The sequence below is a fragment of the Salininema proteolyticum genome, assembly GCF_042685645.1.
Taxonomy (GTDB): domain Bacteria; phylum Actinomycetota; class Actinomycetes; order Mycobacteriales; family Micromonosporaceae; genus Salininema; species Salininema proteolyticum.
The window spans coordinates 3,980,785-4,003,791 of sequence record NZ_JBHUNX010000001.1; the positions used below are offsets into that span (position 1 = coordinate 3,980,785).

Consider the following 23,007-nt stretch of genomic DNA (forward strand, 5'->3'; position numbering starts at 1 on the left):
GTTCACCGATTCCCCCGACACCTGGAGCCACCCATGCCCCGATCCGGCGGATTCCACCGCTTCATGCTCGTCGTCCTCTGGTCCATGCTGGTCGCGAAGATCGGCTACCTGGTCAGCGACTACCTGCTCATCCGCGGCGCCGACGCCGAAAGCGTCGAGATCGGCGCCGACGTCTACCTCGCGCTCGCCGTGAGCTCCCTGGCCGCGATCCTCATACTCGGCGTCATCGCCGCCAGACAGTCGTCGACCACTCCGTGGATCTACCTGGTCTGCGCGGTCTCCGTCGTCAGCGGCCTGGCCGACGTGTACATCCTCGCCCACGAGACTTTCCGCGACCACCATTCGGTGAAGATGGTCTTCTCCTCCTGCTTCGGCATCGTGACCCTCGCCGGCATCGTCACCGCCTTCTTCGCCGCGTTCTTCCGCCGCCACGATGTGACGGCCATCTGACCGCGGTCGCCCAGTGCCGTTGGCTACGCCGGGCCCCGACCGGCCGGATTCGCCGTCGACCACGGCTCACGGGACCGGCCACCCAACCGCCCCCGGGTACGGCGAGCGCCTAGGCGAACACGTGGCGCCCGGCGATCGGCGGTGCTAATGTTCTAGCGGTTCGCCCTGCGGCCGTTGCCGATCACCAGGCGACACCGCATCGAACCCGACACAGAGAGGCCGATTCGCCATTCCGATCACGACCCTGCAGATTCCCACCCGAGACGGCCGAGCCGACGCCTTCGCGGCCTACCCCGACGACGGCGAGCCGCATCCCGGCGTCCTGATGTACATGGACGCCTTCGGCCTCCGGCCGGTCCTGCGAGAGATGGCCGCCGAACTGGCCGCGCACGGGTACTACGTGCTCGTCCCCAACGTCCTCTACCGGCACGGCCCGGCGCCGGTAATCGAACTTCCCGAGTTCATCAGCGCGGAGCACCGTCCCGAACTCATCGAGAAGCTGATTCCCCTGGTGGTCGCGTACACCGTCGACCAGATCAAGAGCGATGCCGACGCCTTCCTCGACTTTCTCGGCTCCCGGTCCGAAGTTAGCGGCGGACCGGTCGGAGTGACCGGGTACTGCATCGGCGGGATGCTGGCGATGCGCACGGCGGCGACCCACGCCGACCGGGTGGCCGCAGTGGCCGGGTTCCACGGGGGCCCGCTGGTCACCGACGATCCGGACAGTCCCCACAGGTCCTTCTCGCGGATCAAGGCAGAGGTCCTTCTCGGAAACGCCGACGGCGACATGACGCCTGAGGTGTTCGCCGAGCTCAACGAGGCCTTGAACGCCGCCGGCGTCGAGTACACCTCGGAAATCTATCCCGGAGCCGCCCACGGCTTCACCATGGCCGACACCGAGGCGTTCAGCCCGGACGGTCTGCGGCGCCACTGGGACGACCTGCTGCCTCTACTCGATCGCGCCTTGAAGGGCCACGGAACGGCCTGATCCAGGCCCCGGCCCAGTCGTGCGGCGCCTCGTCCCGGACAGACGTGTTCGAGGCGCCGTGCGCGACGCCCCTCGGATACCGTCGTGTCCCGCTGTCTCAAGACCGTCCTTCGCGGAGCAAGAGGTGACGAGCGGCCAGACGAGCACCGCCGGTCCGCTGTTTCTGTTAAGCGGGCATGGTTCTCCTGGGGAAGAGGGGAAATAGGAACTGCGGGCGATGCGGCCGAGACGGTGCCCGAGCGAACGTGGACCGCATGGAAAGTCGAGTACGGAGAAGACTGGCCGCATGGGCCGCCCTGGCGGCCACGGCACTGGCACCGCTGGCGGCAGCGCCGGCGAAGGCCGAGGACGACGGCGTCTGGGACACGATGCGCGGATACGTCGAACGGGAGATGGAGGCCAGGGACGTCCCCGGCGTGGCGGTATCGCTCGTCTCCGAGGAGGGGGTCCTTCACTCGGAAGGCTTCGGCGTCGCCGACATCGACGGCGGGGAGAAGGTGGACCCCGAGACCACGCGGTTCTCACTGGCATCGGAGGCGAAGCTGTTCACCGCCCAGGCGGTACTGCAGTTGGTGGAAGACGGCGCGGTCGACCTAGACGCCGATGTCAACGAGTACCTGGAGGGCTTCCGGATCGAGGACGCCTACCCTGGCCGGCCGGTGACGGTGCGGAACCTGTTGACCTACACAGGCGGGTTCGACGAGGACCATTTCATCGGCATGGGCGTGGAATCGGGCCCGGTGACGCCTCTGGGAGAAGAACTGGAGGAGAAGCAGCCGGAACGGGTTCGCCCGCCGGGCAAGCTCGTATCGTACGACAACTACGGATTCGCGCTCGCCGCGTACATCGTGGAGTGCGTGACGGACATGCCGTTCGCGAAGTATCTGGAGGATAACGTCTTCGAGCCGTTGGGGATGGGGGCCTCCTCGGCGGCGGTGCCCTACGACGAGGAGACCGAGCGCGACGTCGCCACCGGGTACATTATCGGGCGAGACGGCAAGCGGCCGACCGAAATGCGTTACGGGGCCCTGTTCCCGGTGGGAATAGGGCCTGTCGCGTCGGGCGACGACATGGCCGTTTACCTGGCGGCGATGATGGCCCGCGACCCGCGCCTGGGAGACGGTGTCGCCGAGCGGATGCTCTCCCCGCAGTTCCGAAACGCACCGGAGTTCAGCGCCATGGGGTTCGGCTGGGAGCAGACGTCCGTCGCGGGCCGTTCGGTGTGGTTCAAGGCGGGCGACCTGCCCGGATTCCACACCGGCATGGCGATCATCCCCGACCTGGGGATCGGATTCCACATCGCCTCGAACGCCGACAGCGACGAGGGAGGCGGCATCGGGCCGGTCGATCTCTTGGAAGAGGTCATCGCCGAGCACCTGCCTGCGCTGGAGGCACCGGAGGAGGAGGCGGTCACCGCCGATTCCGAGCAGTACGAGGGCACTTTTATCAGCAGCAGGACCAGCCGCAACGGATTCATCCGCTTTCGGCCTCTCGTGGACGGCCCGGTGACCGTGGCGACCGGCGAAGAAGGAAGCCTGGTTACGGAAGGCCTCTTCGGTAAGAAAGTCACCTGGACGCCGGTGGGCGAGGGCCGATACGTTCGGGAAGGCACTTTTCATCGGTTGACGTTCATCGATCGGGACACCTTCGCCCTGGACGGCCATGTCATCGGTTACGAGCGCGTCGAATGGTTCCAGAATCCGACCTTGTACCGTGTGCTGCTGGCAGCGGCCCTGGCCTCGGTACTGCTGGTTCTGGTAGGTGTGCCGATAGCCGCATGGCACCGCCGCGCCGCACCCCGGTGGATCGTGCCGTGGGTGAACGCCGCCCTGGTCACAGCGTTCATTGCCATTGGCGCGGTGCTGGCCGAAAGCAAGGGCGCCTTCACCGTCGCCCTGTTGACCGCCGATCCGTTGCTGGTCGCCGCTTTGATCCTGGCGGCCCTGACCTTGCCGGTCACCGTCGTGCAGGTCGTGTTCGCCGTGAGGGCCTTGGCGAAGCGGCAAGGATCGGTCATGGGCCGGGTGTCCTACGCGGCCGCGACGCTGGGAGCGGTGGCCTTCACGCTCGCCTGCGCGGAGTACAACATTCTGAGTCTGCCGTTCCTGTAGGGCCGGCGAGGAGGACGCATGAGAGTCAGGGGAGGGTTGGAAGCCGATTTGATTACCGAACGAGCACCGCGATGGGCCGTCGACGGGGGAATCGCACTCGCCGTTCTGGTGGCGCATTCGCTGCCGTTCCTGGTCACGGTGAGGGAATCGGCTCCGGAGACGGGCTGGACGGTATGGCAGTACCTCCCGGTCCTGCTCATGGCCCTGCCACTGCTCTGGCGCCGCGCCCACCCGGTGGCCGTGCTCGCGCTGGTCCTCCTCGGCATGGGACTCTACATCCTGTCCGACCCCGACCAGGCCCCGCAACCGGTCCCTTACGGGACACTGGTCGCGGTCTACACGGTCGCCGAGAGCCGATCGAGAACCGTACGCCGCTGGGGCGCTGCCCTCCTGGCCTCGGCGGCGTTCTTCCAGGCCGTCGACGTGGTCCTCCGCCCGCCGAGCCTCGAGACGGCCTCCCGTTCCCTTGTTCTGATGGCAACGGCCTGGTTTCTCGGCCGGCACATCGCCGGCAGGAAGGAGATCGCCCAACGGGAGAGGCGCGAGCGCGAGAGGGAGAGCGAGCGGGCGGCGCTGAGGGAACGCGAGCGCATCGCCAGGGAGATGCACGACGTCCTCGGCCACACGGTCAGTCTCATGGTGGTCCAAGCCGAGTCGGGTCCACTGGCGGTTGAGAAGAACCCGAAAAGGGCGGTGGCGGCGTTCGACGCCATAGCGGACACGGGGCGAACGGCCATGGACCAGGTCCGTTCGCTCGTGGACCTGTGGCAGACGGAGACACCGCCGGGAACGGACGACATCCCGGAACTGGTGAAGAGGACCGACGAAGCCGGTGAGAGGACGGTCAGGCTCGTCGCCTTCTCACGTGGACGCGGGTCGGCGGAGGAAGGGGCCGTGGCCTACCGAGTGGTCCAAGAGGCTTTGACGAACTTTCTGAGGCATTCGAAGGGAACGGTGTCGGAGGTGTCAGTGGCCGGCGACGGGGTCGGCCTGCGGATCACCGTGGAGGACAATGGGGTCGTGGAAGAGATGTCGGTGGGGAACGGGCTGCGCAATCTGCGCGGACGGGTGGAGTCGCTCGGCGGGTGGTTCCGGGCCGGTCCGGCCCCGACGGGCGGGTTCCGCGTCGAGGCCGAGATTCCGGAGTCGCCGTGGCCGTGCGGGTAGTGGTCGTGGACGACCAGGAGCTGGTCAGGTCGGGCTTCTCGCTCATCATCGACGCGCAGGAGGACATGGAGGTCGTCGGTGAGGCCGACGGCGGCGCTCGGGCGGTCGAGGTGGTGCGCCGGACCGAACCGGACGTCGTCCTGCTGGACATCCGCATGCCGGACATGGACGGTATAGAGGTCCTGCGGAGGTTGCGGAACGAGTCCGACGCGCGGGCGGTCATGCTGACCACGTTCGACAACGACGACTTCGTGTACCGGTCGCTGGAGGCGGGGGCGGCGGGGTTCCTTCTGAAGGACGGCCGCCGTGACGACCTCGTGCACGCGGTGCGGGTCGTTGCTTCCGGGGAAGCGCTCCTGGCTCCCAGTGTCACACGCCGCTTGATAGCCGACGCGGTCGACCGCCGTGCCAGGAGGGGCAACGTCGGAGCCCTGCCGGACTTGACAGAGAGGGAACGCGAGATCCTCGTTCTCGTGGCCCGCGGACTGTCGAACACCGAGATCGCGGCGGCCGAGCACGTCAGCGCCCACACTGTCAAGACCCATATCTCGAAGCTGCTTTTCAAACTGGGGCTCAGGGACCGGACCCAGGCGGTCGTCGCGGCCTACGAGTCGGGACTGGTCGTGCCGGACCGTCCAGGGTACTCTCCCGGCTGAAACCGGTCCCTCTCGAGCGCCCCGCGTCGCTTGGAGCCCGTCCTTCCTTCTGGCAGAGAACCGCTTCTAGACGCTTCGGACGGTCCTCATTATTACGAGAAGCCGACTCTTGCCTACGTTGTTCTCGGTCGCACATTCTGTTCGGATGAGCTCCATTCAAAGCACGACATCGCTCCGGACCGACTCCGTTGACGTTCCGGACGCCACCGCTCGACCGGTCGGGACCAATCCGTTCGACACTTCCGCCGCTCCCACCTACTGGCCGGACTTGGACCTCTACCGGTCCCTGCTCCCCGCTGCCGGGCCCCTCGACCCGACTCTCTACCGCGCCTACGACCTGTCCGATCGGCTGGGCGCCGACGAACCGGTCTTCACCCGCCGCACCGCCGCGAAGCTCATGGGCCACGACCTGTTCCCGCCGGCCCACTACGACCACACCTGGCCGCTAGAAGTGCTGGTCCCTCCGGGGGAGCGAGAACGCTACGAGGCGCTGCGCGAACCCGACAGCCCGCTTCTCCTCTACGAGTGGCCGGAGAACGGCGACCCGCTGATTTCGACGAGAGGAGAAGTCCATACGACCACGCTCGATCAGACGGCGATCGACCTGCTGAGCACCGTGCCCCGAGTGGAGGCCCAGGCAGCCGCCGACAGCTTCCGTGCCGTGGACCTCCACGCCTACTCCGTGCGGGAGCTGGTCAAGGACGCCGATCTGCCGCAGCGTGTGAAGGACCGCGTCGTCACCCTGTCACGACGGGCGATTCCCTGGTCGGAGTCGTTCATGGAGTCCTGGTGCCGCTGCCTGTTCCTCGACATCGGGCTTCCGACTCCCACTCCGCAGTTCGATGTGGAGACCGGACGGGAGTTCCCGTACGTCCGCCTGGATTTCGCGTGGGAGGAGTACGAGGTGGCCGTGGAGTACGACGGCAGGAGGCTGCATTCGCGGCTGACGGACGTCGTCCTCGACCGAGGGCGGCGCGGAGAGCTCACCGACCTCGGCTGGGAGGTCATCGTCGCACGGTGGCGCGATGTCATGTCCAAGCCGAGGAATCTCCTGCGCAGCGTCGCCGGGGCGCTGATGAGCCGGGGGTGGGTTCGCACGGACGAGCAGAAGCAGGCTCTGGCCCAGCGCATCGACTACATCGCCCGCCTGCGGAACAGCGAGCGGAGCAGCGAAGTGACCGGCACTGGGCGCACCGTTGGGCCCAGCAAGGGAATCGGCGTGGAAGGAGCGATCGAAAGGCCGTGAAACTACTGACGACAGCGACGACAGGTTGGGAGGCGGTGGCGCGGTCTCCACCCGGAGGCGCCCGCTCCAGTCACCCGGTTTCCGCAGGCCCCAGCGCCAGGCGGCCCGCGGCCGCGCTCTGACTTTCGAACTCAGACCTTCGCATAGGAGAGGTCCGACCGCTATGACCAGGACGCGGGAAACCGACCAGGGGACCCGATCGCCGGGACCGAAGCGCTGGTACCAAAGCGCTAGGACCGATCGCTGAGATCCTTCCATGGATACTGAGCCTGTTCGGGAACGATTTCACCGGCGACTCCGCTCTCGCATCGCTGCCGCGGCCGACGTTACTCGAACGTGTGCACGATTAGCCTATTCGAGCATCGTCGTCCACCGTCGGACATAAAATCCACGGTGGGGTCGAGGCACAGGACCAAGAACTGCTCGCCTCGCACGACAGCCCCGTCGGTCGCAGCGCGGAGCCATGGAACAGGTGTGGAGAATGTCGGTCTGGCAGAAGTTCGGTCAGAGTTTCGACCGTGCGCGCCAGTATCTGGGCACTGGAAGCCGCAGTCCCTCCGCCGACGGCGACGAGCCGAAAGGACCGCCGCCTCCGCCCAGGGACCTGATCGACTTCCTGCGCTCGGTCGGGATCATGCTCAGCATCAGCGGCGATTCCACGACCAAGGCGACGACCCAGCTCAGCCAGTTGGCGCACGCGTACGGCGTAATGAACATCGAGGTGCTCGTCCTGCCGGCCGGCGTGTTCGTCCGCATCGAGCTGCCCGACGGCAACATGTCGACGGACTTCGCCGCCACGCCGTCGACGACGCTGCGCCTGGACCAGATCGCGGACCTCTACAGCCTGATCAAGGAGGCCGAGGAGACAAAGCTGAACCCGACGATCGGGCTTCGGCGGCTCCGGGAGATCCAGAAGAAGCCGCCGCGGTTCAGCCCGCTCGTCATGGTGCTCGGCTGCGCGCTGCTCGCCGTGGGGCTCGGTCTGACCCGGAACCCGCCCATCGCGGTGGTGGGTACGTACGCCCTGCTCGGGCTCATCGTCGGCCTGACCCACATGATCTCGTTCCGTTTCCAGACCCTGTCGCTGGCTCTGCCCGTCGTCTCCGGAACTATGGTCACGATCATCGCGTTCTCACTGCCGGACGCCATGACCGGCGGGGATCCGATCAAACTGCTGATTCCCCCGCTGATCATCTACCTGCCGGGGGCGGCGCTGACGATCGGGACCATGGAGTTGGCGACCGGCTCCATCATGGCCGGCTCGGCGCGCATGATGTACGCGTTCAACGTGCTGTTCCTGCTGGCCTTCGGCATCTTCATCGGCTACGAGCTCATGTCGCCGGAGTACTCGCCGATCCAGGAACAGCCGATCGGCCAATGGGTCGCCTGGCTGGGAGTGGCCGTGACGGGAATGGGCTACTACTTCTTCCTGTCCGCTCCGAAGCACTCGATCATCTGGGTCTTGATCTCCCTGTACGCGGTCTGGCTGGCGATGTACACGGGGCAGATCTTCGGTTCGACGCTGCTGGGAGCCTTCCTGGCGGGTCTCATCCTCCCGCTCGTGACCTACTCGATCGAGCAGCAGAAGTCGGGGCCTCCCGCGCAGGTGACCTTCTTTCCAGCGTTCTGGCTCGTCGTGCCGGGCGCACTGGGTCTGGCCGGGGTTTCGGAGTTCGTGACCAAGGTCGGCATCGACGCGGGCATCTACGATGTCATCACCGCCCTGGTCACGGTCATGTCGATCGCGCTGGGAGTGCTGGTCGGTTCGAGCCTGACGCAGACCAGGCTGGGTATCGTGCTGTCCTTCGACAGGGCCTTGCCGACCTTCAAGCGGATCACGGACAAGTTCCTGCCGGTGCCGGCCGACGGTCCCGAGGGGTTCGCGGGAAGTTCGGCGGGTGAACTTCCTGGAGGGGCCCACGCCGGCTCGACCGCTGAGGAGGAGCTCTTCGGACGGGAAGAAGGCGGGCATGGCGGAGTTGGAAAGGAACCGAAGGGCTACTGGTTGCGCGGGGGTCGGCGTCGCCGCCGGGGCGACGACTAGGCGACCGGCGCGGTAGAAGGCGGATGGTCAATGCCGGGTGGTGGTTTCGGGGCCACCTCCGAGAGGATCCGCCAGCGACTCCGGGAGGCCGAGAGTCAGGCCGAGAGGGTCCACCGGCAGCCCCACAGGAAGGCCGGGGCCAAGCCGAGAGAGTCGGCTAACGGATATAGGCAGGCGAGAGTTCAGCCGCGCGGGTCAGCCAGCGGATTCAGACGGGCGAGAGTTCGGCCGATCGGTTCGTCGGGAGGAAGACGCTTCGGCCGAGCAGGTGTGCGGGAGCGGCGACGATGCCGCTCGGTGCACCGCTCTCGGCGGTCAAGTCTTGACGCAGAGGATGTACAGCCAGGTTCCGTCGATGTCGCGCCCGTACCAGTACTCGTCGGCGTCCTTGCAGAGCTCGTCGATCTTGCCTTTGTCATTGCTCTGCGCTCCGGGATAGTCCGCGGCGTCGCCCCATTCGACCACTTCGCCGAACACGTCCGGCGATCCGCAATCGGCGACCCGCCACTCGTTCTCATCGAGGAAGCAATCGCCCACGTCCGGGATCCTCGGAACGGAGGCGTCCTCGAACACGGCATCGGCGCGGGCCTCGACGCAGACGGCGGAGACGATCGCGCCGCCGCTGGCTTCGCGCAGGAACCAGTTCCACGACTCGCCGGGATAGTTCTGGAAATAGTCCTCGCCGCAGATCGATTTCGCCGCCTGCGCGCCGTTGTCGGCGCCCAGCACTTCCCCTTCGACGGTCGGGAAGGACTTTTCGACGTCGAACACGGCCGCTTCGGAGTCGCAGTCGACGAGGGCGGAGCCGTCGGAGAGCGACCACCCGCTTTCCTGTAGGACGATCTCGGAGATGCAGTCGCCTTCGTTGGGGAAGAGGCCGTCCGAAGAGGAGGCGGAGGCCCCGGATCCGTCGCTTCCGTTATCGGCGAGGAGGTGGACCAGGAGGCCGCCCGCGAAGACGACGGCCAGTGCGAAGGCCGCGACGAAGGCGACGGGCCGCTTGATCCCGTTCTTCCGGGGCTCGGCGTACTCTCCATGGGCGAGTGGGCCGTTCGGGGTGCGGGTACCGGTAGGCACGGTGCCGGGCTGCGGCGGAACGCCGTGGCCGAACTGGATGGTGCCTTCAGATTCCTGCGGCGGAACGCCGTGGCCGGGCTGGGCGGTACCTTCGAAACCCGGTGGCGGGGCCCCATGTCCGAACTGGGCGGTGCCCTCGTATCCCGGTGACGGGGCACCGCGGCCGAGACCTGGATTCGCCGCCGGTCCGAGTGGCCCGCCGCCGTTGTACTCGGCCGCCAGATAGTACTGCTTGTGCACCGAGGATCCGTCCGCTCCCCAGTAGAGGTCGTGGCCGTCGGCGTTCCCGGTTTCCAGCCCCTGTCCCGAAGCCGGTCCCGACTCAGACTGTGAAGCATCCCCCGAAGCCGATCCCGGTGCCTCTCCCGGTGATCCGTTTCCCGCTCCGGGCACGGGCTCAGGCGGGTTCTGGCCGGGGGACGGGTGGGTCATCGGTTCCTCCGAGGGTCCGCTTCGGTGAGAGGCCGACCGGTGGCGGGAAGCCGGCCGGCCCTCTGTCGAGCCGGGCTCAGGTGTACGCCCAGCAGACGGTGTAGGCCATGTCGTCGAAGTCGTAGGACTCCCAGGTCGTCCAGCCGTGGTTGCCGCAGAAGCTCTGCGCGTTGAACTCGTTGGTCCGTCCGGTGACGTAGACGTTGGCGTTGTCGCAGTCGACGAACTCGAAGGACGCCGAGGACGGGTCGCCGGTCATGTTCAGGCAGTTGTCCTTGGTGGCGTACCCGGCGTCGTCGGGGTAGATGAACGACATGCACAGCAGTCGGCTGAGGTAGGGTTCCGAGACCGAGAAGGTCATGTAGTAGTTGTAGTAGGTCCCCTGGGTGCAGGCGCTCTCGTCGGTCTGTCCGTCGAAGCGTTCGAGGACGCGGAAAGCGCCTGTCTGGCAGTCGGTCTTGTTCCAGTCGTCCCCCGAGCTGGCGCCGTAGACGCAGTCGTCGACCTGGGCGTGGTAGGCGTCGCCTCCGTAGTCGTAGGTCAGGCACAGGAGGACGTCGTCGGACGGGTAGCTCGCGTAGTAGTCGAATTCCGGGTTGCCCTCGCACACGGAGCCGTCGGTTCCGTTGCGCACTTCGAGGACGCTGAAGGTGCCTGTCCCGCACGTGGCCTCGACGAGGTCGGGCGAGGTCTCGGACCCGTTGTTGGTGAAGCAGTCCCCCGCGGTGGCGTTGAGGATCGGGTCGTCCTCCACCGTCTCGTCGGAGAGGTCCGTGTCCTCCGAGCCGTTTCCGTCGGAGTCGGACTGGGCGCCGGCCGCAGAGGGGCTCGCGCTGGAGTCGTCGTCGTTGGTGAGGTAGTACGCGGCGATGCCGCCTCCACCCAGGAGGAGGACTGCCACGACCGCTATGACGGCGATGACGGTGCCGTTGCCGCTGCCCGGTGAAGGTGCCGGCCCTCCGTACGCCGCTTGGTCGGTGGACGGGAATCCCGGGGGCGGCCCGGCGGGCGGCTGGGCCTCGTACGGGTCGGACTGCGCTCCATAGGGTCCGGGCGATCCGTAGGGGTCGGTGCCGTAGGGGCCGGGTTGTCCGCCGGGGGCGCTGTACGGGCCGCCGCCGTAGGAGCCGGGAGCTCCGCCCGGCGCGGCGTAGGGGTCGGGCTGCGTCCCTCCGTTCCCATAGGGCGCACCGGGCCCGGTGGGGTCGTAGTGGTATCCGTTTCCGCCGGTGGATCCGGGCCCGCTGCCGGGAGTCGGTTCGGGCGGGTACGGTCCGGGGGGCTGGTAGGTCATTGTGTCCTCCGCGGTTCGGGCGCCTGCCTTCGCAGGTCGGGAGAAATAATCAGACCTCCAGTATGGGGCTTGCCCGCAATAGGGCGCGGTCGGACGGCCCCGGGGGTCGGTCCCGGTCACGGCCGGGGACGACGCCGCGGGCTCTCTCCTTGGGAGAGGGCCGGTTCCGCGGGAGGCTCAGGGCCGGTCGAAGAAGGACCGCATGAGTTCGGCGGCCTCGTCTTCCAGGACGCCGCCGTAGACTTCGAGGACGTGGTTGAGCCGGGGGTCGCGGGGAACGTCCCACAGGGACCCCACGGCGCCGGTCTTCGGTTCCCACGCGCCGAAGACGATCCGCTCGATGCGGGAGTTGACGGCCGCCCCCGCGCACATGGCGCAGGGTTCGACCGTCACGACGAGTGTGCAGTCCTCCAGCCGCCATCCGTCGCCCCACGCGGCCGCGGCACGGCGCAGGGCGAGGATCTCGGCGTGGGCGGTGGGGTCGGCCAGTTCCTCGCGGCGGTTCCTATCGGCGGCGAGGACGCGGCCCCGGGGGTCGAGGACGACGGCCCCTATGGGGACGTCGGGCCCGGAGTCCGCCGCCTCGCGCAGGGCGAGGCGCATCCACTCTTCGTGGACGCGGTGCCGGGCGTTCAAACTGGGGCCTCCATGGGTGTCGGGAAACGGCGCCGCCGTCTGCGGTGCGGCGGGCGGTCTCGTGAGGTGGCGCCGTCCGCGGAAGCGGTGGAGCCGGAAGGGGCTCGGTGCGTCCGGGCGGCGTGGAGCCGGCCTCTAGGCTCGGCGCCCAGGGTTCTTGCGTCCCGGTTCACCGGGTTCTCGGCTCCGCGCTCCTGCACGCCGGGCCGCGAGAACGGCGTCGCGGGGGTGCGGCCGTGGGCCGCCCCGCGTCAAGCGCCCTGGGCGGTCTCCAGGACCTCGTCGAATCCGGCCGCCTCGGCCAGCTCGGCCATCACGTCGGAGGGCATCATGCCCTCCTTGGCGCACAGGGCCAGCAGCGTCGCGCCGGAGATACCGAGGTCGGACAGGAGGTCGGACTCGCCGACGGGCTCGGCGTCCAGCTCGGTCGGCTTGGAGCTGATGTCCTCCTCGTCGTCCGTGTCGATGTTGTCCTCCTCTTCGGGCTCGAGGTCCCCGAGGAGCGCCTCGCCGAGGCGGGAGGCGTCGGCGTACTCGCTGTCGGAGCTGAAGACTCGCAGGCCGTCTCCCTCATCGAGGCGGAGTATGGTGAGGTACTCGTCGTCGGCGTCGACGAACAGCAGGGCCGTCTCGGCGTCTGGGTAGCTGTCGCGCAGGACGTCTGCGGCGTCTTCCACGTCGCCGACCTCATCGAGGTCGACCTCCGTGGCTTCCCAGTCGTCGCCGTTTTTTGCGACGGCAACAGCGAAGTAGGACACTTCTCTCCCCCGTTTTCTGGTATATGCGGTGTTACAAAGTCAAAGATTACCGTTCGTCAGGACCGATTCCCTCGTACAGACACACGTTCAGGCCGGTTTGCCGGCGTGGCGTCCTGTGGTGGGTTCTCGGCCTCTGGAGGTGCCCCGACCGGATGTCGGGTTCTGCGGCTACGTCATGGTAGCGAGTGCCAGGCCGACGGCTGCGGCGGCTGCTGATGTTGCGGCCGCGGTCCCCGCTACGACTGCCGTACCCGCCGCCGCTCCTCGGACACCGTAGCGCGCGAGGAGAAGAGATGCCGCCCCGAGAATGCCACTCGCGGTGAACGTCACCAATGTGAGTGCCACGACGCCGTGGAGAACCGCGAGCGAAGCTCCGATGAAGATGACGGATACCGCTGCGCCGGCGGCGATCTGGGCGGGCCGCACGGGATGGACTTCCCGCCACTGCGGCCGCATCGGTGCGGCCGGCGCGGCGTGTCCCGGCGGTGTGGACGGCCACGCGGGGCCGCCGGAGCCGACCGGTGGGCCGGCTTGCGCGCGGGTCGGGCCCGCGGCGCTCGGAGCGGTCGGCGGGCTGTGCGGACTCCCGTTGTGCTCGGGTGGGCCTGTGCGGGTCATATCGCCATTATGCGCCATAGGCGGCCCGGTGAACGCTTTCGGCGGAAACGGGGATCGGCATGAGGTCGCGGCCCTGCCCGGAGACCTCGCGGACCTTCGCGTCGGGGAAGGTCACGTGGTAGGAGCGGCCGTCCCAGACGGTGACGGGCATGGTCGGGTCGGCGAGGAAGTGCCCGCGCCGGAGTTCGTTCATCTCGGTGAGGCGCGCGGTCAGCTCCTCGCGGGTGGTCCCGTACGCGGTTCCGTCGGCCACGGCGTCGCCCAGCCGCTGGAAGCGCTTCATGGCCTTCTCGCCGGGGGACCCGCCGGTGCGGCGGGCCCAGGCGCGGGCGCGGGCGCGGCGGTTGTAGGAGGCGAGCATGGCCGCTTCGGGCGGGGCGACGTGCCCGCTGGCGACGAAGCCCTGGAGGCGCTGGTAGGTGAGTTTGGCGACCTTGGCCCGGACGGCGAGCGCGTAGCCGAGAAGGCCGAAGAAGAGTGGCATGAGCAGGGCGACGTAGACGGAGAAGAAGAGGTCGGCCATGCCGTGCTGGGCGCCGAACACGGCTGACCAGTTCCAGAGTGCGTGCAGGCCCATGGCGAAGGGGAGGCAGGTCAGCGACCACAGGAGGCGGCGTCCGGCGGGTTTGCCGACGGCCTTGGCCATGCCGAAGGCGACGGTGCAGGTGAAGAGGGGGTGGGCGAACATGGTGAGGATGCCGCGGACGATGACGAGGAGGGTGACGCTGGCGCCGCCGGTGCCCTCGCCGTAGATGGAGGGGCCGCTGAGGTAGGTGCCGGAGGCGTAGAGGACGTTCTCGACGATGGCGAAGCCGGCGGCGGAGAGTCCGGCGAAGACGAGGGCGTCGAGGCCGTTGCGGATGTGGCGGGAGGCGAAGAGGAGGATCGCCAGGGGGGCGAGGAACTTGGTGATCTCTTCGATGACGGGGGCGGAGGCGACGGCGGCCCAGTTCTCGCTGATGCCGTTCTCGCGGAAGTAGTAGGCCGCGCCGGTGTTGACGACCATGGAGACGGCGGTGGAGACGGCGGCTCCCCAGAGGAAGGCGAAGGTCAGGGGCTTCCATCCGTGGTGGCGGTGGCGGGAGAGCCAGAGGAAGGAGCCGACCAGGAGCGGCGCGGGGACGAGCGCGGCGACGAGGCCGACGCCGGCGGCCTTGGCTCCGGCGCCGGCGACGATGCTGTAGGTGATCACGCCGGCCCCGAACAGGAGCAGTTGGGTGGAGACGAGGAGTTTCCAGGACGGGCGGAGGGCGCGGACGCCGATGAGGGCGCCGGCGGTCTGGAGGGTGAAGACGGCGAGCACGGTGCCGAAGACCCAGAGGACGTCGGATTCGGAGTATCCGAAGCCGGTCCAGAGGACGGCGACGGCGGCGATTTCGGCCGCGAGCAGCGCCATGAAGGCGAGCGGGGCCCTTGCCGCCTTCTTTCCCGTCGGCGGGGGCGGCGCGGCGGGGGCCGGGGCGGCCTGGGCCGGTGCTCCTTCGGCGGATGTGCCGCCGGTTGCGGCGGGCTCGGGGCGGTCCGTCATGCTGTCACCTGTTCGTCCTGGCGGTCGCTTGTTCCTCCCAGGGTAGTGGGCGGTCACTCGCCTGTGCGACCGCTCCCTCACTCTGATTGCGGCCACACAGGGATCGGGATCGTTTACCCGTACGATTCGTTAAGTCTCCGTAGGGAATATACTGCCCGAGTAACCCTTGGAAATAGACCGCTTTCGCTCCCCCGGCCTTGACGCATAAGGAGAATGATGGAACGTCTCACCCGGAAGGCCCGCCTGGTCGACACCCTTCTGGCCCCCATGGCCCGCGTCCGCAAGGATCCCTCCCGAGCCCGGTCGGTGTGGGCCGACGCGGCCGTCGACATCGCCGAGAAGGCGGGCGCCGGGGACCTGACCGCCGCCGACCGCCGCTTCATCGAGGACTACGGCTTCCTCCTGGAGAAGTTCTGCGAGACGCCGGGATTCCGCTCCCTGGGCTGGATCGGCCAGTTCGAGGACGCCAAGATCCGCTGGGAGAACTGGCTGCGGATCACCCGCCTGCACCGCGACCGCCCCGAGCTCGCCCGGGAGCCCGTCGAGCGCCCCGTCTTCGTGGTCGGGCTGCCCCGCACCGCCACCTCGCTCACGCACCGCATCCTGGCGCGCTCGCCGCAGCACCGCGGCCCGCTGATGTGGGAGATGAAGTACACCCACCTCCGGGCCGACCGGAAGACGAGCGCGGCGGCGATCCGCAAGACGGCCAAGGACCTGGCGATGCTGCCCAAGTTCTCCCCCGCCTTCGACGTGATCCACCCGGTGCGCGCCGAGCTGCCGGAGGAGACGATCATGATCCTCCCGCACACGTGGGCGCACCTGTGCACGGCCACCATGAAGCCCTACTGGGAGTGGCTGCGTGCCCGGGAGATGACGGAGGACCTCCAGTACCTGAAGATGTGCCTCCAGGTGCTCCAGCACGGCGACCAACCGCGCCGCTGGGTCATGAAGTACCCCGGCCATCTCGCGCACCTGGACGAGATCATGAAGGTCTTCCCCGGCGCGCAGATCGTCTGGACGCACCGCGAGCCGGAGACGGTCATGGCGTCGATGTGCTCGCTGGCGGAGACGGCCCACGGCATCCACGTGAAGGACATCGACCTGCACGGGATCGGCCGCATGTGGCTGGACATCCTCACCCACGACATCGAGCGGGGCCGCCAGACGCGCCTGGACCTGCCGGCGGGGTCGGTCATCGACCTGCCCTACCACCAGCTCATGGCCGACCCGCACAAGATGGTCCCGAACCTCTACCGGAAGCTGGGCGCGTCCTTCACCGACGCCGACCGGGCCCTGCTGGAGGAGGAGCTGGACCGCCCCAAGAAGATGCGCCGGCACGAGTACCAGCTGACGGACTACGGCCTGACTGCCGACGAGGTCTCCTCGGCGTTCGGCGACTACAACCGCCTGGTGCAGAGCCTCAATCAGAACACGCTCTGAGCCTCCTGGCGATCATAAATCAACATAGTTGAACATCTTGAATTATTGGTGTGGATCACAGTAGGATCAGGACGGCGCGGGAGACCGCGCCGTTTTCCCTTTCCACCCCACCAGGAAGAAGGAGCCCCATGAAACTCCGCATCCTCGCCGCCGGAGCCGGCGCCCTCGCCGCCGGCCTCCTCTCCGTCTCCCCCGCGTCCGCCGCGGAGGCGGAGGACGGCCCCTACTGCCAGTTCGACGAGGTCGTCGACTACTCCTACACCGAGGCCGGCTCCACGCTGGCCTTCGAGGTGACCTGCGACGGAAACCCCTGGGGTTACAGCGAGGTCACGGCCTACACCGCGACGGTGGCCCACGACGCCGCCACCGGGGAGGAGGTCCGGGAGGAGGCCGAGCAGCACGCCACGATCGACAACGGCGACTCGGCCGTCTTCAAGGTCCACGCCGAGACGGGCGTCGCCGACGGCTCCGTGTGCATCGCCACCTACCGGGTCTTCGAATGGGCCATGCCGCGCCCGCCGCACTGGCTGAGCGACGTCTACTTCAACAGCGGCGACTGCTGAGGCCCGCGGGGCCCGGTCAGGCGAGCGCGTAGACCCAGGCGGTGCGCCCGGAGCGCAGCGGGACCTCTACGCGCTCGTACGCGTCGACCTCGTAGTCGTCGGCCCGGGCCAGCTGCTCGTCGGTGAGGCGGAAGAGGGTGCCGGATACCTCTCCGGCCTCCTCGTCGGGGATCAGCATGAGGTGCACGGACTTTCCGCTGAGCTCGACCACGCGCGGGTCGTCGACGGTGATCTCGCCGAGCCGGTGGCCCACGACGGCGTCGTCCTCGCCGGCGACCTCGCCGCCGAACACGGCGCGCTGGACCTCGGGCTGGCGGAGGGTTCCATAGGAGAAGAGCAGGTGCATCGCACCAGTGGAACAGGAGTCCCGATAGGGCGCCCGGCCGCCCGGGGCTCCTGTGACCCGCCTCGTCGGAGGCGCGGGGTCACTTGTTGCGGATGATGAAGTGGTCCGAGGTGCCGGTGACGTTGAGCAGGCGGCGCAGGAAGTCGCCGACGCCGGTGAGGATCATGACGGCCCGGGCCTTGGTGGCGGTCCGGTTGAGCACGACGAGGGTCCCCAGCCCGGTCGAGTCGCAGAACGTGACGCCCTCCAGGTCGAGCACGAGCCGGTGCGTCCCTCCGGAGAGGGCCGTCTCCACCTCGTCCTTGAGGATGTCCTTCGTCTGCAGGTCGAGCTCTCCGCTGACGGCCACGACGGTCTCGGCCTCGTCCCGTACGACCGTCTTGGCGTCCAATCGCTGAGCGTCCACTGGGTCCACCGTCTTTCCGCTTGCGCCTGTCGAGGCCTCGTCTATTCCGCTGCCGCCCGGACCAGCCGCTCCAGCTCGTCCAGGTCGAGGTCGGGGTGCTCGGCCCGGAGCTTGGCCACCTGTGCGCCGGCCTGGCTGAGCCGGTCGGCCAGTTCCCGGTGGCGCTGTTGCAGCCGGAGGTGGTGCTCGTGGGTCTCGCGGAGTTCTTCGCCCCGGTTCCACAGGTCGATGAAGACCTTGACCTTGGTGCGCAGCATCCACGGGTCGAAGGGCTTGGTGATGTAGTCTACCGCGCCGACCGAGTAGCCGCGCATCTCGAGGTGGCTGTCGCGGTCGGCGGCGGTGAGGAAGATGATCGGCGTGTGCCGGGTCCGCTCGCGCTGCTTGATGTGGCCGGCGGTCTCGAAGCCGTCCATGCCGGGCATCTGGGCGTCGAGGAGGATCGCGGCGAACTCGCCGCGCAGCAACTGCCGCAGGGCCTCTTCGCCGGAGCGCGTGACGACGCATTCGACGGGGAGCCCCTGGAGGATGGCTTCCAGGGCGACCAGGTTCTCGTTCCTGTCGTCGACCAGGAGGACTCGAGCGGTACTCACTTAATCCCTTTCGGTCGGGCTGTCACTGCCATTGTCGTCCTCCCCGGACTGCTCCGACCCGCGGGGGTCGCCGGCGGCGGAGAACCGGTTCATGGTGTCCAGCAGCCGGTCGAGGTCGACCGGCTTGGTCAGGTACGCGTCGGCGCCGTCGTCGATGGCCTTCTGCTGGTTCTCGGTCTGCGCCTGGGCGGAGAGGAAGATGATCGGGATCGACCGGTACTCCGGCATGGACCTCAGGGCGCGCGTGGTCTGGCTGCCGTCCATGACCGGCATCATCGAGTCCATGAGGATGATGGAGGTCTCCGGGTTGTCCTGGAGCTCCTCGATGCCGGCGCGGCCGTTCTCCGCGTAGTGGACGATCAGGCCGTGGCGCTCCAGCGCCGCGGTGAGCGCGAAGACGTTGCGGATGTCGTCGTCGACGATGAGGATCTCCGTGCCCTCCAGGTCGTGCTGGACGGTGGTGGTCTCCTCGCCGAGAATCATCGTCTCCCCCTGCGGCAGCGCCTTCTGCTCGGTCGGCGCCGGGCGGTGCGCCCCGGTGGCGGACTCGCCGGGCACCAGCAGCGTGAACGTCGAGCCGTCCTCACTGGTGTGCTCGATGAAGACGGTGCCGCCGAGCATCTCGGACAGCGAGCTGGAGATCGACAGCCCCAGCCCCGTGCCGCCGTACTGCTTCTGCGTGCCGCTGGTGGCCTGGCGGAAGGGCTCGAAGATGCTGTTGCGCTTGTCGTCGGGGACGCCGATGCCGGTGTCGTGCACGCGGAAGGCGAAGATCTTCTCGGCGCCCTTCAGGCTCTCCACCCCCGGCTGCGGGTTGCGGTCGAGGACGGCGACTTCCAGGCTCACCGAGCCCTCGGAGGTGAACTTGACGGCGTTGGACAGGAGGTTGCGCAGCACCTGCTGGAGCTTCTGCGAGTCGGTGACGATCTCGGCGGGCATGGCCTGGTCGATGGTGAGCCCGAAGTCGAGGCCCTTGTCCTCCACCTGCGGGCGGAAGGTCGCCTCGAGGTCGGTGAAGACCTCCTCCAGGTTGACCGCCCCGGTGGTGACGTCCATGCGCCCGGCCTCGATCTTGGACAGGTCCAGGATGTCGTCGATGAGCGTCAGCAGGTCGCGCCCGGCGTTCCAGATCGTCTTGGCGAAGTTGACCTGCTGTTCGTTGAGGTTGCTCTCCGGGTTCTCGGTGAGGAGCTTGGCCAGCAGCAGCAGCGAGTTGAGCGGCGTGCGCAGCTCGTGGCTGACGTTGGCGAGGAACTCGCTCTTGTACCGGGAGGCCCGCTCCAGCTCCTGGGCCGTCGCCTCGATGTCGCGGCGGGCGGCCTCGACCTCTCGGTTCTTGTCCTCGACGGTGCGGTTCTGCTTGGCCAGCAGGCGGGTCTGCTGTTCGAGGTCGGCGTTGGTCACCTGGAGCTGCTCGGCGGTCTGCTGGAGCTCCTGGGCCATGCGCTGGGACTCCTTGAGCAGGAGCTCGGTGCGGATGTTGCCCTCGATGGTGGTGAGCGCGACGCCGATGTTCGCCGCGAGGTTGTCCAGGAAGCGGCGGTGCAGGGGCGAGAACTCGTTGAAGCTCGCCACCTCGATGACGCCGCGGACCTTGTCGTTGAACTGGACGGGCAGGATGACGAGGCTCTTGGGCGGCGCGGAGCCGAGCGAGGAGCTGATGTCCATGTACCCGTCGGGGATGTCGTCGAGCAGGATGGTCCGCTTCGAGGAGGCCGCCTGGCCGACCAGGCCCTCGTTCTCGTAGATCTCGGAGCGCGCCTGCGGCTCGTTGCGGCCGTAGACGGCGGCGAGCCGGAAGACGACCTGCCCGTCGACGCTCTCGTCGCGGACGTAGAAGGTGGAGGCCTGCGCCTCGATCAGCGGGGTGACCGTCTCGAGGATCATCGCGGTGACGTCCTCGATGTTGCGGTGCCCCTGGAGCTGTCCGGAGACCTGCGCGAGGTTGGAGTTCAGCCAGTCGGCGTCGGCCCCGTCGGCGGTCTTCTGGCGCAGCGCCTGGATCATGTGGTTGATCGACTGCGTCAGGTCGGCGATCTCGCCGGCCGCGGGGAAGTCGATCGACTGGGTCAGGTCTCCGCTGGCCACCGCGTGCGCCACGTTGGCGATGGCGCGCAGCTGGGTGGTCAGGGTTCCGGCCAGGGAGTTGACGTTCTCGGTGAGCGCCAGCCAGGAGCCGGAGGCGTCGGCGACGTTGGCCTGGCCGCCGAGCTTGCCCTCCACGCCGACCTCGCGGGCGACGCGGATGACCTCGTCGGCGAAGCCGGACAGCTGGCTGACCATCTTGTTGACGGTGTTCTTCAGCTGCAGGATCTCGCCCTGCGCGTCGACGGTGATCTGCCCGGTCAGGTCGCCCTGGGCGACCGCGGTGGTCACCGAGGAGATGTTTCGCACCTGGGCGGTCAGGTTGGACGCCATGGAGTTGGTGTTGTCGGTGAGGTCCTTCCAGATCCCCGAGACGCCCGGCACGTTCGCCTGGCCCCCCAGCTTGCCCTCCGTGCCGACTTCGCGGGCCACTCGGGTGACCTCGAAGGCGAACTGGGAGAGCTGCCCGGCCATGGAGTTGAGCGTGTTCTTGAGTTCGAGGATCTCGCCCTGGGCGTTCACCGTGATCTGCCCCGACAGGTCGCCGGCGGCGATCGCGGAGGAGAACTCGGAGATGTTTCTGACCTGCGCCGTCAGGTTGGAGGCCATCGAGTTGACGTTGTCGGTGAGGTCCTTCCAGATCCCCGAGACGCCCGGCACGTTCGCCTGGCCCCCCAGCTTGCCGTCGGTGCCCACTTCCTTGGCCACACGCGTGACCTCGTCGGCGAACTTCGACAGCTGGCCCACCATGGAGTTCAGGGTGTTCTTCAGCTGGAGCATCTCGCCCTGGGCGTCCACGGTGATCTGGTTGTTCAGGTTGCCCTCGGCGACGGCCGTGGCGAAGTCGGAGATGTTCCTGACCTGCGCGGTCAGGTTCGAGGCCATGAGGTTGACGTTCTCGGTGAGGTCCTTCCAGATGCCCGAGACGCCCTGGACGTTGGCCTGCCCGCCCAGCTGGCCCTGCGAGCCGACCTCCTTGGCCACACGGGTGACCTCCGCGGCGAACGCCGAGAGCTGGTCGACCATCGTGTTGACCGTGTTCTTGACGCCGAGGATCTCGCCCGAGGCGTCGACGGTGATCTTCTGGCTGAAGTCGCCCTGGGCGACCGCCTCGGTCACCTTGGCGATGTTGCGGACCTGGTCGGTCAGGTTGCGCGCCAGCTGGTTCACGTTCTCGGTCAGGTCGCGCCACGTGCCCGAGACGCCGAAGACCTGCGCCTGGCCTCCCAGCTGCCCTTCGGTGCCGACCTCCTTGGCCACGCGCGTGACCTCGTCGGCGAAGTTGGACAGCTGGTCGACCATCGTGTTGACGGTGTTCTTCAGCTCCAGGATCTCGCCCTGGGCGGCGACGGTGATCTTGCGGGTCAGGTCGCCCTGCGCCACGGCGGTGGCGACCGAGGAGATGTTCCGCACCTGGGTGGTCAGGTTGGAGGCCATCGAGTTGACGTTGTCGGTGAGGTCCTTCCACGTGCCGGCCACTCCCGGCACGTCGGCCTGGCCGCCCAGGCGGCCCTCCGTGCCGACCTCTCGGGCCACACGCGTGACCTCGCCGGCGAAGATGCGCAGCGTCTCGGTCAGCGAGTTGATCGTCTCGGCCAGGACCGCGACCTCGCCGCGCGCCGAGATGTTGATGCGCCGGTTCAGGTCGCCGGCCGCGATGGACTGGGTCACAGTGGAGATCGAGCGGACCTGCTCGGTCAGGTTGGACGCCATGGTGTTGACCGAGTCGGTCAGCTGCAGCCAGACGCCGGAGACGCCCATGACCTCGGCCTGTCCGCCCAGTTTGCCCTCGGTGCCCACTTCCTTCGCCACACGGGTGACCTCGCCCGCGAACTCGCGGAGGAAGGAGACCATGCGGTTGACCGTCTCGCCGAGGTGGAGGAACTCGCCGCGCAGTTCGCGGCCCTCGTAGGTCAGGTCGGCCTCGCGGCTGAGGTCGCCCTCGGCGACCGCCTGGATGACTCGCGACAGCTCGGAGATCGGTCGGACCAGCTGGTCGATCAGGTCGTTGATCTGTTCGGCCGAGGCCTTCCAGTCGCCGTCGAGGTGCTCGATGTCGAGCTTGGAGGTCCAGCGGCCGTCGCGGCCCACGACGCGGGTGATCAGGGCGATGTCGCGCTTCTGCCGGTCGGCCTGCTCGGCGACGGCGTTGAAGCGGTCGATGACCTCGCCGACGAGTCCGGGGCGACGCGCCATGCGCACGCTGAAGTCGCCCTTCTCCATCCGGGCGAGCGCCTCGGCCAGCTCACGGAGGTCGCCCTCTGAGTGTTCGGCCTCGGTCGCGGCGGCGGAGGCCGGTACCGCATCTGTCATGGTCAGTCTCCTAAAGACCTCGGGCCTTGTCGAAGGTGGGATCCAGGGCGCGTTCGCTCGGTCGGGCGCTGGGGCGTGACCGGGCCCGAAAGGCGGCGAAACGGCCGCCGACGCGCTCTGACCTGGATCCTGGGGACATGCGTCTCGACTTTCTAGGGTGTCATACTCGGGCCCCGATTGGAAACCCTGGTGACGCAGTGATGTCTAAGCGGTCACCGGGGGAATACCGGAGGCGATACGGCGCATATTCCCCATG

18 protein-coding genes are annotated in these 23,007 nt (G+C 68.1%); 9 read left to right on the forward strand and 9 right to left on the reverse strand.

The genetic code is table 11. The features are described 5' to 3' along the window. The first annotated feature begins 33 nt into the window (after window positions 1–33). The 7 genes from ACFTE1_RS18360 to ACFTE1_RS18390 all read left to right on the forward strand — a co-directional run bounded on the left by ACFTE1_RS18360 (window position 34) and on the right by ACFTE1_RS18390 (window position 8,662). Window positions 34–450 carry a hypothetical protein gene (locus ACFTE1_RS18360; RefSeq protein ID WP_380623694.1) on the forward strand — a complete coding sequence of 139 codons (417 nt, stop codon included), beginning with the start codon at window positions 34–36 and terminating at the stop codon, window positions 448–450. A gap of 229 nt (window positions 451–679) precedes the next feature. Further along, on the forward strand, window positions 680–1,438 hold the full coding sequence (locus ACFTE1_RS18365; RefSeq protein ID WP_380624298.1) for a dienelactone hydrolase family protein: 759 nt from the start codon (window positions 680–682) through the stop codon (window positions 1,436–1,438). A gap of 254 nt (window positions 1,439–1,692) precedes the next feature. Then, window positions 1,693–3,549, forward strand: coding sequence for a serine hydrolase domain-containing protein (locus ACFTE1_RS18370; protein ID WP_380623692.1), 1,857 nt, complete (start codon window positions 1,693–1,695; stop codon window positions 3,547–3,549). 18 nt (window positions 3,550–3,567) lie between these two features. Beyond that, window positions 3,568–4,716: a sensor histidine kinase gene (locus tag ACFTE1_RS18375; protein ID WP_380623690.1), complete on the forward strand. Its 1,149-nt coding sequence runs from the start codon at window positions 3,568–3,570 to the stop codon at window positions 4,714–4,716. Then, window positions 4,701–5,372 carry a response regulator gene (locus ACFTE1_RS18380; RefSeq protein ID WP_380623688.1) on the forward strand — a complete coding sequence of 224 codons (672 nt, stop codon included), beginning with the start codon at window positions 4,701–4,703 and terminating at the stop codon, window positions 5,370–5,372. The genes ACFTE1_RS18375 and ACFTE1_RS18380 overlap by 16 nt, the downstream gene beginning before the upstream one ends. A 145-nt stretch (window positions 5,373–5,517) precedes the next feature. Beyond that, window positions 5,518–6,618, forward strand: coding sequence for a hypothetical protein (locus tag ACFTE1_RS18385; protein WP_380623686.1), 1,101 nt, complete (start codon window positions 5,518–5,520; stop codon window positions 6,616–6,618). A gap of 481 nt (window positions 6,619–7,099) precedes the next feature. Continuing rightward, a complete protein-coding gene (locus ACFTE1_RS18390; protein WP_380623684.1) occupies window positions 7,100–8,662 on the forward strand; it encodes a threonine/serine exporter family protein in 1,563 nt (520 codons plus the stop codon). A 315-nt stretch (window positions 8,663–8,977) separates the two neighbouring features. Here ACFTE1_RS18390 and ACFTE1_RS18395 read toward each other — a convergent pair whose 3' ends face one another. The 5 genes from ACFTE1_RS18395 to ACFTE1_RS18415 form a co-directional block, all read right to left on the reverse strand. After that, window positions 8,978–9,979: a hypothetical protein gene (locus ACFTE1_RS18395; protein ID WP_380623682.1), complete on the reverse strand. Its 1,002-nt coding sequence runs from the start codon at window positions 9,977–9,979 to the stop codon at window positions 8,978–8,980. Window positions 9,980–10,247: 268 nt separating this feature from the next. Then, a complete protein-coding gene (locus ACFTE1_RS18400) occupies window positions 10,248–11,465 on the reverse strand; it encodes an LppU/SCO3897 family protein (RefSeq protein ID WP_380623680.1) in 1,218 nt (405 codons plus the stop codon). A gap of 177 nt (window positions 11,466–11,642) precedes the next feature. Beyond that, window positions 11,643–12,101 (reverse strand): nucleoside deaminase, encoded by a 459-nt coding sequence (locus ACFTE1_RS18405; protein ID WP_380623678.1) that lies wholly within the window; start codon window positions 12,099–12,101, stop codon window positions 11,643–11,645. Between the two features lie 251 nt (window positions 12,102–12,352). Then, window positions 12,353–12,859, reverse strand: coding sequence for a tRNA adenosine deaminase-associated protein (locus ACFTE1_RS18410; RefSeq protein ID WP_380623676.1), 507 nt, complete (start codon window positions 12,857–12,859; stop codon window positions 12,353–12,355). 625 nt (window positions 12,860–13,484) lie between these two features. Further along, on the reverse strand, window positions 13,485–15,005 hold the full coding sequence (locus ACFTE1_RS18415) for a PrsW family intramembrane metalloprotease (protein WP_380623674.1): 1,521 nt from the start codon (window positions 15,003–15,005) through the stop codon (window positions 13,485–13,487). Window positions 15,006–15,221: 216 nt separating this feature from the next. On the opposite strand from ACFTE1_RS18415, the gene ACFTE1_RS18420 reads away from it, so the two are divergent. Beyond that, on the forward strand, window positions 15,222–16,445 hold the full coding sequence (locus ACFTE1_RS18420; protein WP_380623672.1) for a sulfotransferase family protein: 1,224 nt from the start codon (window positions 15,222–15,224) through the stop codon (window positions 16,443–16,445). Window positions 16,446–16,573: 128 nt separating this feature from the next. Next, the gene (locus tag ACFTE1_RS18425) at window positions 16,574–17,008 is read left to right on the forward strand and encodes a hypothetical protein (protein ID WP_380623671.1); all 435 of its coding nucleotides are present in this window, start codon (window positions 16,574–16,576) and stop codon (window positions 17,006–17,008) included. Window positions 17,009–17,024: 16 nt separating this feature from the next. Here the strand turns inward: ACFTE1_RS18425 and ACFTE1_RS18430 are convergent, their stop codons facing one another. The 4 genes from ACFTE1_RS18430 to ACFTE1_RS18445 form a co-directional block, all read right to left on the reverse strand. Further along, window positions 17,025–17,354, reverse strand: coding sequence for a gamma-glutamylcyclotransferase family protein (locus tag ACFTE1_RS18430; RefSeq protein ID WP_380623669.1), 330 nt, complete (start codon window positions 17,352–17,354; stop codon window positions 17,025–17,027). A 79-nt stretch (window positions 17,355–17,433) separates the two neighbouring features. Beyond that, window positions 17,434–17,760: an STAS domain-containing protein gene (locus tag ACFTE1_RS18435; protein WP_380623667.1), complete on the reverse strand. Its 327-nt coding sequence runs from the start codon at window positions 17,758–17,760 to the stop codon at window positions 17,434–17,436. A gap of 41 nt (window positions 17,761–17,801) precedes the next feature. Beyond that, window positions 17,802–18,353: a response regulator gene (locus tag ACFTE1_RS18440; RefSeq protein ID WP_380623665.1), complete on the reverse strand. Its 552-nt coding sequence runs from the start codon at window positions 18,351–18,353 to the stop codon at window positions 17,802–17,804. Continuing rightward, window positions 18,354–22,751 carry a HAMP domain-containing protein gene (locus ACFTE1_RS18445; RefSeq protein WP_380623663.1) on the reverse strand — a complete coding sequence of 1,466 codons (4,398 nt, stop codon included), beginning with the start codon at window positions 22,749–22,751 and terminating at the stop codon, window positions 18,354–18,356. Between the last annotated feature and the right edge of the window lie 256 nt (window positions 22,752–23,007).

Excerpts from the sequence above, each read along its gene's own strand:
- ACFTE1_RS18360 (WP_380623694.1), top strand. The coding sequence starts at position 34 with ATGCCCCGATCCGGCGGATTCCACCGCTTCATGCTCGTCGTCCTCTGG.
- ACFTE1_RS18370 (WP_380623692.1), top strand. The coding sequence starts at position 1,693 with ATGGAAAGTCGAGTACGGAGAAGACTGGCCGCATGGGCCGCCCTGGCG.
- ACFTE1_RS18375 (WP_380623690.1), top strand. The coding sequence starts at position 3,568 with ATGAGAGTCAGGGGAGGGTTGGAAGCCGATTTGATTACCGAACGAGCA.
- ACFTE1_RS18385 (WP_380623686.1), top strand. The coding sequence starts at position 5,518 with ATGAGCTCCATTCAAAGCACGACATCGCTCCGGACCGACTCCGTTGAC.
- ACFTE1_RS18390 (WP_380623684.1), top strand. The coding sequence starts at position 7,100 with ATGTCGGTCTGGCAGAAGTTCGGTCAGAGTTTCGACCGTGCGCGCCAG.
- ACFTE1_RS18400 (WP_380623680.1), bottom strand. The coding sequence starts at position 11,465 with ATGACCTACCAGCCCCCCGGACCGTACCCGCCCGAACCGACTCCCGGC.
- ACFTE1_RS18415 (WP_380623674.1), bottom strand. The coding sequence starts at position 15,005 with ATGACGGACCGCCCCGAGCCCGCCGCAACCGGCGGCACATCCGCCGAA.
- ACFTE1_RS18420 (WP_380623672.1), top strand. The coding sequence starts at position 15,222 with ATGGAACGTCTCACCCGGAAGGCCCGCCTGGTCGACACCCTTCTGGCC.
- ACFTE1_RS18425 (WP_380623671.1), top strand. The coding sequence starts at position 16,574 with ATGAAACTCCGCATCCTCGCCGCCGGAGCCGGCGCCCTCGCCGCCGGC.
- ACFTE1_RS18430 (WP_380623669.1), bottom strand. The coding sequence starts at position 17,354 with ATGCACCTGCTCTTCTCCTATGGAACCCTCCGCCAGCCCGAGGTCCAG.
- ACFTE1_RS18445 (WP_380623663.1), bottom strand. The coding sequence starts at position 22,751 with ATGACAGATGCGGTACCGGCCTCCGCCGCCGCGACCGAGGCCGAACAC.